This window comes from Phyllobacterium sp. P30BS-XVII (assembly GCF_014138335.1).
GTDB lineage: Bacteria > Pseudomonadota > Alphaproteobacteria > Rhizobiales > Rhizobiaceae > Phyllobacterium > Phyllobacterium meliloti.
The window spans coordinates 444727-456923 of sequence record NZ_JACGXO010000004.1; the positions used below are offsets into that span (position 1 = coordinate 444727).

11 protein-coding genes are annotated in these 12197 nt (G+C 54.9%); 8 read left to right on the forward strand and 3 right to left on the reverse strand.

The window, feature by feature from the left end:
• The first annotated feature begins 148 nt into the window (after nucleotides 1-148).
• The 8 genes from FHW17_RS14295 (at nucleotide 149) to FHW17_RS14330 (ending at nucleotide 9493) form a co-directional block, all read left to right on the forward strand.
• On the forward strand, nucleotides 149-1747 hold the full coding sequence (locus FHW17_RS14295; RefSeq protein ID WP_182510157.1) for a peptide ABC transporter substrate-binding protein: 1599 nt from the start codon (nucleotides 149-151) through the stop codon (nucleotides 1745-1747).
• A 60-nt stretch (nucleotides 1748-1807) separates the two neighbouring features.
• The gene (locus FHW17_RS14300) at nucleotides 1808-3400 is read left to right on the forward strand and encodes a peptide ABC transporter substrate-binding protein (RefSeq protein ID WP_182510158.1); all 1593 of its coding nucleotides are present in this window, start codon (nucleotides 1808-1810) and stop codon (nucleotides 3398-3400) included.
• Nucleotides 3401-3463: 63 nt separating this feature from the next.
• A complete protein-coding gene (locus FHW17_RS14305; RefSeq protein ID WP_113096478.1) occupies nucleotides 3464-5059 on the forward strand; it encodes a peptide ABC transporter substrate-binding protein in 1596 nt (531 codons plus the stop codon).
• Nucleotides 5060-5129: 70 nt separating this feature from the next.
• Entirely contained in the window at nucleotides 5130-6053 is a 924-nt protein-coding gene (oppB, locus tag FHW17_RS14310; protein ID WP_112527880.1) for an oligopeptide ABC transporter permease OppB, read from the forward strand.
• Nucleotides 6046-7176, forward strand: coding sequence for an ABC transporter permease subunit (locus FHW17_RS14315; protein WP_112527882.1), 1131 nt, complete (start codon nucleotides 6046-6048; stop codon nucleotides 7174-7176). Before oppB ends, FHW17_RS14315 begins: the two co-directional genes overlap by 8 nt.
• A 1-nt stretch (nucleotide 7177) precedes the next feature.
• Entirely contained in the window at nucleotides 7178-8782 is a 1605-nt protein-coding gene (locus FHW17_RS14320) for an ABC transporter ATP-binding protein (protein ID WP_112527884.1), read from the forward strand.
• Between the two features lie 76 nt (nucleotides 8783-8858).
• The gene (locus tag FHW17_RS14325) at nucleotides 8859-9098 is read left to right on the forward strand and encodes a type II toxin-antitoxin system VapB family antitoxin (protein ID WP_112527886.1); all 240 of its coding nucleotides are present in this window, start codon (nucleotides 8859-8861) and stop codon (nucleotides 9096-9098) included.
• The gene (locus FHW17_RS14330; RefSeq protein ID WP_112527888.1) at nucleotides 9098-9493 is read left to right on the forward strand and encodes a type II toxin-antitoxin system VapC family toxin; all 396 of its coding nucleotides are present in this window, start codon (nucleotides 9098-9100) and stop codon (nucleotides 9491-9493) included. Before FHW17_RS14325 ends, FHW17_RS14330 begins: the two co-directional genes overlap by 1 nt.
• Before the next feature lie 10 nt (nucleotides 9494-9503).
• Here FHW17_RS14330 and FHW17_RS14335 read toward each other — a convergent pair whose 3' ends face one another.
• Genes FHW17_RS14335 through FHW17_RS14345 form a run of 3 tightly spaced genes read right to left on the reverse strand, consistent with a single transcriptional unit; the run spans nucleotide 9504 to nucleotide 12030 of the window.
• Nucleotides 9504-10436, reverse strand: coding sequence for a carbohydrate kinase (locus FHW17_RS14335; protein ID WP_112527890.1), 933 nt, complete (start codon nucleotides 10434-10436; stop codon nucleotides 9504-9506).
• The gene (locus FHW17_RS14340; protein WP_112527987.1) at nucleotides 10433-10879 is read right to left on the reverse strand and encodes an RbsD/FucU domain-containing protein; all 447 of its coding nucleotides are present in this window, start codon (nucleotides 10877-10879) and stop codon (nucleotides 10433-10435) included. The genes FHW17_RS14335 and FHW17_RS14340 overlap by 4 nt, the downstream gene beginning before the upstream one ends.
• A 2-nt stretch (nucleotides 10880-10881) precedes the next feature.
• Nucleotides 10882-12030 carry an ROK family transcriptional regulator gene (locus FHW17_RS14345; protein WP_112527892.1) on the reverse strand — a complete coding sequence of 383 codons (1149 nt, stop codon included), beginning with the start codon at nucleotides 12028-12030 and terminating at the stop codon, nucleotides 10882-10884.
• Between the last annotated feature and the right edge of the window lie 167 nt (nucleotides 12031-12197).

The following is a 12197-nucleotide window of genomic DNA, read 5'->3' on the forward strand; positions in this document are numbered from 1 at the left end:
CATTTGCCCGGCTCGTTATGTGCCACTTTTCCGACCGCAAAATCAAAAACCTGATCGACCCGCCGCTATTCTTTCACCGGATAGTGAACGGGAGAACATTGCCATTTCATACCGATCACTGACCAATCATTGGTGAGGAGACAGCCAGATGACGTTTGTAAAGTTCAATTTTACCGCCGCATTGCTTGCCGGATCGCTGCTTCTGGCTGCCAGCCCGGCGCTTGCCGAAGCTGTTCTGCACCGTGGCAACAGCGGTGAACCGCAAACGCTCGACCCGTCGCAAACATCGCTTGAAATCGAGGCCTTCATCCTGAAAGACCTCTATGAGGGTCTGACGAGCTATGATCCCGCTGGCAAGATCGTTCCGGGCGCCGCCGAAAGCTGGACTGTCTCTGACGATGGTACCGTTTACACGTTCAAGATCAGAGCCAATGCCAACTGGTCTGACGGATCGCCCGTTACCGCGGATGATTTCATTTTCTCGTTCAAGCGCGTCGAAGAGCCAAAGACGGCTGCTGGCTACGCCAATATGCTTTATCCGATTAAAAACGCCGAAAAGATCAATAAGGGCGAACTGCCTGCCGACCAGATGGGCATGAAGGCAATCGATGCCAAAACCCTTGAGATCACGCTGGAACGGTCAACACCGTTCTTCGTCGAATTGCTGGCGCACCAGACCGCGCTGCCGGTTAACAGGGCGAGCCTTGAAAAGAACGGCGCTGAGTTTATCAAGCCCGGCAAGCTTGTCTCCAACGGAGCCTTCCAGCTCGCCGAACACGTACAGAACGATCACCTGACAGCGGCCAAGAACCCACATTACTGGGGCGCGGCGGATGTGAAACTGGACAAGGTGATCTTCAATCCGACCGAAGATCAGGCGGCAGCGGTGCGCCGCTTCGAAGCCAAGGAACTGGATCTCGTCTACAATTTCTCGGCTGACCAGATCGAACGTCTTCGCGCATCCATGGGTGATCAGGTTCGCATCACTCCGGCGCTGTCGACCTATTTCTACTCATTTGACACCCGCGTTGAACCCTTCAGCGATGTGCGTGTGCGCCGCGCATTGTCGATGACCATCGATCGCGATTTCCTGTCGAAGGAAATCTATAAGGGCGCCCAGCTTCCCGCCTATTCGCTCGTGCCGCTCGGCATTGCCAGTTATGGCGAACCCGCCAAGTCAGATTTTGCCGACATGTCCCAGCTTGACCGCGAAGATAAAGCGCTCGAACTGATGAAAGAGGCTGGTTACGGCGAGGGCGGCAAGCCGCTCAATATCGAAATCCGCTACAACACCAATCCCAACCATGAGCGCGTAGCGATTGCCGTTGCGGATATGTGGAAGAAGGCATTCGGTGCCACCGTCACCCTGCTGCAGAACGACGTCAGCGCCCACTACGCTTACCTGAAAGAAGGCGGCAAATTCAATGTCGCCCGTGCCGGCTGGACGGCTGATTATGCCGATGCCGAGAACTTCATGGTCATTAATCTGAGCACCAACACCACGTTCAATTATGGCCGCTGGAACAACCCGGAATTCGATGCCCTCGTCAAAAAGTCCTATGACGAAAAAGACCCGGCTGCCCGCTCCAAAATCCTGCATGAAGCAGAAGCATTGGTGCTGCGTGAACAGCCCGTCGCCCCGATGATGAATTTCGGCCAGCTCTGGCTCGTCTCCAACCGGGTAAAGGGTTGGGCAGATAACGGCACCAACGATCATCTCAGCAAATACCTTAGCCTTGAACAGTAACCGCTTGGCCGCTGCGCAATGCGCAACGTGTTTGGATAGAGAGTGAAAGGACGGTCGACAATGTCTGTGAAATTCAATTTTCGTGTTGCGGCGCTGTTGGGCACATTGATGCTCGCTGCAAGTCCCGTGCTTGCCGAAGTGGTTCTGCATCGTGGTAATAGCGGCGAGCCCAATACGCTCGATCAGGCACAGACCTCCATCGACATTGAAGCTTTCATCGTCAAGGACCTATATGAAGGGCTGACAATCTACGACGCCAGCGGCAAGATTGTTCCCGGTGCAGCGGAGAGCTGGAAAGTCTCCGATGATGGCACCATTTACACCTTCAAGTTGCGCGACAAGGCCAACTGGTCTGACGGCACGCCGGTTACGGCTGAGGATTTCGTCTTCTCCTATCACCGCATTGAAGACCCGAAGACAGCAGCCAAATACGCCAATATTCTTTATCCGATCAAAAATGCCGAAAAGATCAACAAGGGTGAAATGCCTATTGATCAGCTTGGCGTGAAGGCTGTTGATGCGAAGACGCTCGAAGTCACACTGGAGCGGGCAACACCCTTCTTTCTGGAACTGCTGGCACACCAGACCGCGCTGCCCATCAACAAGGCGAGTTTCGAAAAGAACGGCGCTGATTTCGTAAAGCCGGGCAAGCTGGTCAGCAATGGCGCATTCAAGCTGCTTGAACATGTGCCCAACGATCACCTGACTGCTGGAAAGAACCCCGAATATTGGGACGCTGCCAGCGTCAAGCTCGACAAGGTGGTTTTCTATCCAACCGAGGATGATGCGGCGGCGCTTCGGCGTTTTGAAGCCAAGGAAATGGATATCGTTTTCAATTTCTCGGCGGATCAGATCGCGCGCCTGCGCAAATCATGGGGTGAGCAGGTTCATATTTCACCGCGTCTTGGAACCTATTATTACGCCTTTGACTCGCGCACCGAGCCATTCAACGATGTTCGCGTGCGCAATGCGCTGTCCATGGCAATCGACCGCGATTTCCTTGCCAATGAAATTTACAGCGGCGCTCAGCTGCCAGCCTATTCCGTTGTCGCTCCGGGTATTGCCAGTTATGGCGAGCCGGAAAAACCTGCCTTTGCCGGCATGTCCCAGCTGGACCGTGACGACAAGGCAGTCGCCCTGATGAAGGAAGCCGGGTATGGCCCAGGTGGCAAACCGCTGAACATTGAAATCCGCTATAACACCAATGCCAACCACGAGCGCATCGCCACTGCGGTTGCTGATAACTGGAAGAAAACCTTCGGCGCCAACGTCACCCTGATGAACCTCGATGTGTCATCGCACTACGCCTACCTGCAGGAGGGCGGCAAGTTCAACGTCGCGCGGGCGGGATGGATTGCTGATTACGCCGATGCTGAAACCTTCCTCGCGCTCCACATGAGCACCAACAAGACCTTCAATTACGGACATTACAACAATCCGGACTATGACGCGCTGATGAAGAAATCCTATGACGAGCGCGATCCGGTGGCCCGTTCCAAAATCATGCACGAGGCGGAAGCCCTGCTGGCGCGGGACCAACCAACCACCACACTGATGAACAGTGCCAACCTTTGGCTTATCGCCAACAAAGTCAAAGGCTGGGTTGATAACGCGCCAAACGAACATTTGAGCAAATTTCTGAGCCTTGAATAGCAACCGCTGCACGCCGTGCCTTGGGCAGCGTGTTCAGATAGAGAAGAGAAAGGACGGTAGACGATGTCTGTGAAGTTCAATTTACGTGTCGCGGCGCTCTTGGGCGGGCTTATGCTGACGGCCAGTCCGGCCCTTGCTGAAGCGGTTCTGCATCGCGGCAATGCGGGCGAGCCCAACACGCTTGATCAGGCGCAGACATCCATCGATATTGAAGCCTTTGTAGTGAAAGACCTTTATGAAGGTCTAACCGTTTATGACGCCCACGGCGCTATCATACCCGGTGCAGCGGAAAGCTGGAAAGTATCCGACGATGGCACCGTCTATACGTTCAAATTGCGCGCCAATGCCAATTGGTCCGATGGCACGCCAGTGACCGCAGAAGATTTCGTGTTCTCTTACCGCCGTATTGAGGACCCGAAAACAGCAGCGAAATACGCCAACATTCTCTATCCGATCAAAAATGCCGAAAAGATCAACAAGGGCGAACTGCCGACCGATCAACTTGGTGTCAAAGCTGTCGACGCCAAGACCGTCGAGATCACACTGGAACGTGCGACGCCCTTCTTTATCCAGTTGATGGCGCACCAGACGGCGCTGCCCATCAGCAAAGCCAGTTACGAAAAGAATGGCCCTGATTTCGTCAAACCCGGCAAGATGGTTTCAAACGGCGCGTTTGAACTTGTCGACCATGTGCTCAACGATCATCTGACTGTCGCAAAGAATCCCGATTACTGGGATGCGGCCAACGTCAAACTGGACAAGGTCATCTTCTACCCACTTGAAGATGATGCAGCGGCGGTTCGCCGCTTCGAGGCAGGCGAGCTGGATACAGTCTACAATTTCTCGGCTGACCAGATCGAACGGCTGCGCAAATCATGGGGTGATCAGGTTCACGTCACACCAGCGCTGGCGACGTATTATTATGCGTTCGACAGCCGTACCGAACCGTTCAATGATGTTCGTGTACGCAACGCGCTTTCCATGTCTATTGATCGCGATTTCCTTACCAAGGAAATCTATAGTGGCGCGCAATTGCCAACCTATTCGCTCGTCCCTCCGGGCCTTGCCACCTATGGCGAACCATCCAAAGCCGCTTACGCTGACATGTCGCAGCTTGACCGCGACGACAAGGCCGCCGCCCTGATGAAAGAGGCTGGCTATGGCGAAGGCGGCAAGCCGCTCAACATCGAAATCCGCTATAACACCAATGCCAATCATGAGCGGGTTGCCACGGCTGTTGCCGATATGTGGAAAAAGGCATTCGGCGCAAAGGTCACTCTGATGAACCTCGATGTGTCATCGCATTATGCCTACCTGCAGGAGGGCGGCAAGTTCAACGTCGCCCGGGCCAGCTGGTTCGCCGATTATGCCGACGCTGAAAACTTCCTTGCCCTGAATGTCAGCAGCAACAAGACATTCAACTATGGCCATTACAACAATCCGGACTATGACGCGCTGATGAAAAAGTCCTATGACGAGCGCGATCCTGATGTCAGGTCAAAAATCATGCATGAGGCGGAAGCCCTGCTGACCCGCGATGAGCCCATCGCATCGCTGATGAACAGCGCCAATCTCTGGCTGATTTCCAAAAAGGTCAAAGGCTGGGGCGACAATCCAACCAACGAACATCTGAGCAAATATCTGAGCCTTGCGGAATAATGAGCCGGGTCCAATAGAGTGAGTAGGTGCAGCTACTGCGGAAGCTGCACAGAAGAGAGAGTATATCTCCATGTTTCATTTCGTCCTTCGCCGACTGGCGAGTGCGGTGCCGACATTGTTTATTGTCGTCACCATTTCATTCTTCCTGATGCGGTTTGCACCGGGCGGTCCCTTCAACCTTGAAAGACCGCTGCCGCCAGCGACGATGGAAAACCTGATGAAGGCTTACCATCTGGATCAGCCGCTCTGGAACCAGTATCTGCAATATCTCAAAAATGCAGTGACCGGCGATTTTGGACCGAGTTATATCTATAAGGACAATACGATTGCCGAGCTGATCGGCAAGGGTCTGCCTTACTCGGTGGAACTCGGCTTTTATGCCCTGCTGCTCGCGCTCTTCGGCGGTGTGATCGTCGGAACGATCGCCGCCCTGCGGCAGAACAGCATTCTCGATTTCTTCATCATGTCCGTCGCGACCATCGGCGTGACCGTTCCGAACTTCGTTGTCGGTCCGGTGCTGACATTGATCTTTGCGGTGCTTTTGTCTCTCTTGCCCGCGGGCGGTTGGGGCGATGGTTCTTGGCGCTTCCTCATACTGCCGATGATCGCTCTCGCACTGCCGCAGCTTGCGGTGTTTGCCCGCCTCACGCGTGGCTCGATGATTGAAGGTCTGCACACGGATCACATCCGCACTGCACGCGCCTACGGCTTACCGCCAAGGACAGTCGTGATCACCCATGCGATGCGCGGCGCGCTGCTGCCGGTGGTCTCTTATCTCGCACCCTGCGCAGCCGCCTTGCTGACAGGCTCGGCTGTGGTCGAAACCATCTTCACCATTCCCGGCGTCGGTCGCTACTTCGTGCTGGGCGCTATCAATCGCGATTATACGCTTGTGATGGGAACCGTGGTTCTCGTGGCGATTTTCGTTATCGTTTTCAATCTCGTGGTCGATATTCTGTACGGCCTTCTTGATCCGAGGGTTCGCCATGACTGATGTGTCCACAACAATCATCCCAGAGGAAGAATCCAAGGGACGCAGCCTGTTTCAGCTGGCAACGCTCCGCTTTCGCCGCAACCGAGCAGCGATGGCTGGTTGCGTCATGCTGTTCTTCATCACCATCTTTTCGTTCTTCGGGCCGTATTTCCTGACCCACACCTATGATCAGGTTTTCTCGTCCTATGTCACGATCCCGCCAAGCGTAGAGCCGCTTCCAAAAGCTGACACGCTCGGCGATGTCATGAAGGGCGTCGCAAGCCGGGCCAAGGTGGAGCTGAAGGAATTTGCCGTTGACGGCAATACATTCACAGCCACCATCCATGCGGACCAGACCATCGATCCGCGCACAACCCGCTATTTTGATCGTGCAAACGAGTTCGACGATACGCAGGTTGCCGCCACGGAAGATGATGGCAAGACCCTGAAACTCTCCGGCAAGGTCAACCGCGAATACTTCTTCTTCGGAACGGATGCCAATGGCCGCGATATGCTGGCTCGTGTCATGCTGGGCGGACAGATTTCGCTGGCTGTCGGCTTTCTCGCCAGTCTTGTCTCGCTTGCCGTGGGTGTCACCTATGGGGCGATCTCAGGTTATCTCGGCGGCCGCGTCGACAATGTGATGATGCGCCTTATCGAAATTCTTTATTCACTGCCCTTCGTGTTTCTCGTCGTGGTTCTCGTCGTCTTCTTCGGGCGAAGTTTTATCCTGATCTTTCTGGTGATCGGTGCGGTGGAATGGCTTGATATGGCACGTATCGTGCGCGGCCAGACCCTTGCGCTCAAACGCCGGGAATTCATCGGAGCGGCGCAGGCCTTGGGGTTGACAGACTGGCAGATTATCCGCCGTCATATCATCCCCAATACGATTGGTCCGGTTATTGTGTTCGTTACGGTCGTGGTGCCGAAAGTCATTCTTCTGGAAAGTTTTCTGTCCTTCCTCGGTCTTGGTGTTCAGGCACCGCTGACCAGTTGGGGCGCGCTGATTTCCGAAGGCGCAAACAAGATGCAGTCCGCACCCTGGTTGCTGATTTTCCCTGCCATTTTCTTTGTCATCACCCTGTTCTCGCTGAACTTCATCGGTGATGGCCTGCGTGATGCTCTCGACCCGAAGGACCGCTAAAATGACGGACAACAAAGATACTGTATTGTCCGTACGCGGACTGAAAGTTGACTTCACCACCCCGGATGGCGATGTGAAAGCCGTCAAGGGCATCGATCTCGATGTCCGGCCGGGCGAAACCCTCGCAGTCGTCGGTGAATCCGGCTCCGGCAAGAGCCAGACCATGATGGGCATTATGGGCCTTCTCGCCCAGAATGGCCGCGTGACGGGTTCGGCCAAATATCGCGGCAAGGAATTGGTTGGCCTGCCAACCAAGGCGCTCAATGAGGTGCGCGGCTCCAAGATCACCATGATCTTTCAGGAGCCAATGACCTCGCTTGACCCGCTCTACACGATTGGCCGGCAGATTGCCGAACCCATTGTTCATCACAAGGGCATCAGCTTCAAGCAGGCCAAGGTTCGCGTGCTTGAACTGTTGAAACTGGTCGGTATTCCCGAGCCAGAGCGACGCATCAACAGCTACCCGCATGAAATGTCCGGTGGCCAGCGCCAGCGCGTCATGATTGCCATGGCACTTGCCAATGAACCTGATCTTCTGATCGCGGATGAGCCGACAACCGCGCTCGACGTGACAATTCAGGCGCAAATCCTCGATCTGCTGCGTGACTTGCAGAAGCGTTTCGGCATGGCCATCGTGCTCATCACCCATGATCTTGGCGTGGTCAAACACTTTGCCGAGCGTGTCGTTGTCATGCGGCGCGGCGAAGTGGTGGAGAAAGGCACGATCAAGGACATCTTTGAGAACCCGAAAGAAGACTACACCAAAATGCTGCTGGCTTCCGAGCCAAGCGGCAGCAAATCGCCGCCCGAAGACAAGGCGCCAATCATGCTGGAAGGGCGCAATGTGATTGTCGACTTCTCCATTGGTGGTGGCTTTTTCTCCAGCGCACACACGCATTTCCGCGCAGTGGACGGCGTGACGGTGAAGCTCAAGGCGCGGCAAACCATCGGTATTGTTGGTGAGTCCGGTTCCGGCAAGTCAACCCTTGGCCGGGCACTGCTACGTCTGCTGCCGAGCAGCGGCCAGTATCATTTTGAGAAAAAGAACATTTCCAGCTTCGATCGCTCGGCGATGCGTCCCTTGCGCCGGGAATTGCAGCTGGTGTTTCAGGACCCTTACGGATCGTTGTCGCCACGCCAGACGGTTGGTGAAATCATCACCGAGGGCCTGCTCATTCACGAGCCGCAATTATCACGGGCTGACCGCGACAAGCGGGCAATTGCAGCACTCAAGGAAGTGGGACTCGATCCAACTGCGCGCAACCGTTATCCGCATGAGTTCTCCGGCGGACAGCGCCAGCGTGTCGCCATTGCACGCGCGATGATCCTGAAGCCGAAAGTCGTCATTCTGGATGAACCGACATCCGCGCTTGACCGGTCGGTGCAGGGGCAGGTCATCGAACTCTTGCGCGATCTGCAGGCCAAACACGATCTGTCCTATATTTTCATCAGCCACGACCTCGCCGTTATCAAGGCGATGTCGGATTATGTCATCGTGATGAAAAGCGGAAAGATCGTCGAAGAAGGCCAGACAGACGATATTTTTGACGCGCCTCAGCATGACTATACCAAGACGCTGATCGGAGCAGCTTTCGATCTGGATTAGAATGTATCTTGCATTTAGCTAGGGAATAGCCATCTATATACCGAAGTGTATATCTATATAGACAAGGAGCTGTAGAATGGCTTTTTCCATTAAAGACGAGACTACAGATGCTGCAGTCAGGCGCCTTGCAAAATTAAAGAACACCAGCCTCACGGATGCTATTCGTGAGGCTGTTGTAAATGAATATAATCGAACCAAGGGAGAAATCCCTTTGCAAGAGCGGCTAGCAGCGCTCTCCCAACGTTACAACGCCTATCCCAAAACCGGACAGGACGCGGACAAGACATTTTTCGACGATCTCTCCGGAGATCTGTGATGTTTGTCGATGCATCTGCGGTTGTTTCAATAATAAGTGGCGAAGACGATGCACTTTCGCTGTCAGCACGTTTGGCACAGGCTTCCACAATCTACTTGTCACCGATTGTAATTTATGAGTCCGTAACGGGCCTTGCTCGCAAACGAGCCTGCCCCATAGAAATGGCAGAGCAGTTGGTGGATGCCTTTGTCGAGGAGACGCGAGCGCACATCCTCGATATCAGTTCCAATATTGGTGTTGAAGCTCTGAAAGCATCCCGTAAGTACGGTCGAGGCCGGCACAAGGCCGACCTTAACATGGGTGACTGTTTTGCTTATGCCTGTGCAAAGACAAATAACCTGCCTCTTTTGTTCAAGGGCAATGACTTCCCATATACGGATATCGAAGTGGCTTAAGACGCTCGGCTTAAAGCTCCGAGCGCCATGGCGGGTTTGCACCCGCACGCGATACAGTCACTGCCGCCGCCTTGGCACCAAGCAGCAGGGCATGGCGGATTTGCTCTTCGGTTATGGAGGTGAGGGCGCTTTTGGCCAACAGGCCGGCTTCCTGCAATGATGTCAGTACACCCGCCGTAAATGTATCGCCAGCGCCGACCGTATCGACCACGGATACTTTTTGTGCGGCAACATGCACGGCCAGATCTTTGGTATAGCCGGTGACGCCCTCGGCACCGCGCGTAACGAGAATGAGCTTTGGCCCATGCTGGGATGCCGGGACAATCCAGCGGCGGGCGATCTCTTCCATTGAACCACTTTCACCGAACCAGCGCATATCCTCATCGGAAATCTTGACGATATCGGTCATGGCGATCATGCGGCGCATGCGTGCCAAATGCTTTTCCTTATCCGGGATGAAACCGGGCCGGATATTGGGATCAAGAACAATGACACGCTTTTCGTGTTCGCGCGCCATCAGCGCCTCATAGGTAGACCCGCAAGGCTCCGGAATGAGGCTGATCGCACCGAATTGCAGCGTCGTGACATTCTCATCCAGTTCCGGCAGATCAGTGATTGCCAGAGAACGGCCCGCGCTGTTCTCGTCGTAGAAAATATAGCTCGCCTGACCATCGGTCAGCCGCACAAAGGCAAGCGTGGTCGGCTGGGGTGAAATATGGGCATAGCGTGTGCCGACATGGTTGGCGGCAAGGCTATCACGCAGCATCTGCCCGAAGAAATCCGAGGAAACACCGGAGTAAAATTCCGTCGGCACACCGAGGCGGCCCAAGGCAATGGCGGTATTGAACACCGCACCGCCAACATAGGGTGCGAAAGCCGGTTCGCCCCCCTCGCTCGTGCGCGGCAACATATCGATCAGTGCTTCACCACAACATAGGATCATTTGTCAGTTTCTTTCGATGGATAGATGACGCCCTTGCGGACGATAATATTGCCGTAAAGTCTGGGTTCGCTCGTCGCGATGATGGTATGGGCATTCTTCACCCGTGTGTAGAATGCATCGCCAACCAGCGGCAAGAGCGAAAATCCAGGTGCCCGGCGGGCGCAGACTTCGGCCATTTCCTGATGCACGGGATCGAGCAGATCCGGGTTTCCCTTCACCGTCGCGCGGAACAACGCCGTCGGAACAAAATCATCCACCGGCATCACTTGCAGGATCGCATCAAGCATGGGGATCAGCGGCAAGCCATCGGCGCGAATGAGCCTGCGGGCATGTTCCAATGCAGGATAATTTCCATCAACCAATGCGATCTCGTCACCGTGCCCCATGGCACGCAGTGTTGCCAGAAGCTCCGGGCCCAAAATGGGCGGAATACCAATCAGCACGCTCAATCAACCTTTCTGAATATTTTCTGTCCGATAAGAAACCGGTCTGAGAGAGCAAGACTGGCGGCGCCCAAAGCGCGGGCGTGAATCCCCACCGTGCCTTCGACGATAACGGGCAATTCGATACCCTCCAGATCAAACGTTCCAACATGATCGCGCACCGCCTCGACGATCCGCGTGCGCACCGCAGCAGGGACCCAGCCGTCAATAACCGCAGCTTCAAAATCAACCACTGAGGATGCAGCAACCACCGCCTGTGCAATGGCCTTGGCCGAACGATCAATCCATCCATCCAGTTCGTCGCCCATCTCGCCCCAATCTTCAGGCGAGGTCCATAAGGGGGAGGGGTCGCGGCCAAGACCGGTGACGATGCGCTCCAGAGCGGTGATCGATGCAATATCGATCAGCTGTTGCGTTGTGCCATCCGGTCCGGGCACGGGCATGGAACCAAGCGCCCCGGCATTGCCTGAACGGCCCGCATAAAGACTGCCATTGATAACAATGCCGCCGCCAATAAACGAACCGATATAGAAATAGACAAAATCATTAAGGTCTTTGGTTCCACCAAAGACGAGTTCGGCACCACAGGCAGCGGTGATATCGTTCTGTAAATAAACCGGAAAATCACAGATTGCGGCAATCGATGCTTTGATGTCAGACCGGCGCCACTGGTCGAGAATTTCCTGTGGCGCACCAACCGTATCGGCCCACTTCCATAGCTCGAATGGCGCAGCGATGCCAAGGCCAGCCACCTTCGAACGCTGTTTGTCATCAAGCCCATCAAGCATTTTCCTGATGCCATCTTTGGCGAAGGTCATCACGGAGTCAGGCGTTGGATAGGCATAGGGCATATGCAGCATTGACCGGATGCGTCCGACGAAATCGATCAGTACAAGATCTGCGCTGCGACGGCCAATCTTGAGGCCAATGAAAAAGGCACCTTCCGGATTGAGCGACATGGGAATCAATGGCTGACCGATACGGCCGCGCAATGGTTCTTCGCGCGAAAGCAGTTCATCGGCTTCCAGCATCCGCATGATGATCGAGATTGTCTGCGCGGAAAGACCGGTCAGCCGCGCAATGGCGGTTTTGGCCAGACTGCCATGCTGGCGCAATAACGAAAGCACGACCCGCTCATTGTGGTCGCGCATACCGCTCTGGTTTGTTCCCTGATGGAGCGGCGGCCGTGTTCCTCCCGGACCGTGGCGCTCCGATAGTCTGATGCCCAAAAGGACGTCCTCCCTGATATCGGCGCGACAATGGAACCATCGGGCAAAGCTGTCAATAATAAATAAGAGTGATTTATTAATGTTGACAG

Bases quoted from the DNA above. Each gene is read 5' to 3' on its own strand.
- FHW17_RS14330 (WP_112527888.1), top strand. From the start codon at position 9,098: ATGTTTGTCGATGCATCTGCGGTTGTTTCAATAATAAGTGGCGAAGAC.
- FHW17_RS14295 (WP_182510157.1), top strand. From the start codon at position 149: ATGACGTTTGTAAAGTTCAATTTTACCGCCGCATTGCTTGCCGGATCG.
- FHW17_RS14305 (WP_113096478.1), top strand. From the start codon at position 3,464: ATGTCTGTGAAGTTCAATTTACGTGTCGCGGCGCTCTTGGGCGGGCTT.
- FHW17_RS14320 (WP_112527884.1), top strand. From the start codon at position 7,178: ATGACGGACAACAAAGATACTGTATTGTCCGTACGCGGACTGAAAGTT.
- FHW17_RS14300 (WP_182510158.1), top strand. From the start codon at position 1,808: ATGTCTGTGAAATTCAATTTTCGTGTTGCGGCGCTGTTGGGCACATTG.
- FHW17_RS14335 (WP_112527890.1), bottom strand. From the start codon at position 10,436: ATGATCCTATGTTGTGGTGAAGCACTGATCGATATGTTGCCGCGCACG.
- FHW17_RS14315 (WP_112527882.1), top strand. From the start codon at position 6,046: ATGACTGATGTGTCCACAACAATCATCCCAGAGGAAGAATCCAAGGGA.
- oppB (WP_112527880.1), top strand. From the start codon at position 5,130: ATGTTTCATTTCGTCCTTCGCCGACTGGCGAGTGCGGTGCCGACATTG.
- FHW17_RS14325 (WP_112527886.1), top strand. From the start codon at position 8,859: ATGGCTTTTTCCATTAAAGACGAGACTACAGATGCTGCAGTCAGGCGC.
- FHW17_RS14345 (WP_112527892.1), bottom strand. From the start codon at position 12,030: ATGCGCGACCACAATGAGCGGGTCGTGCTTTCGTTATTGCGCCAGCAT.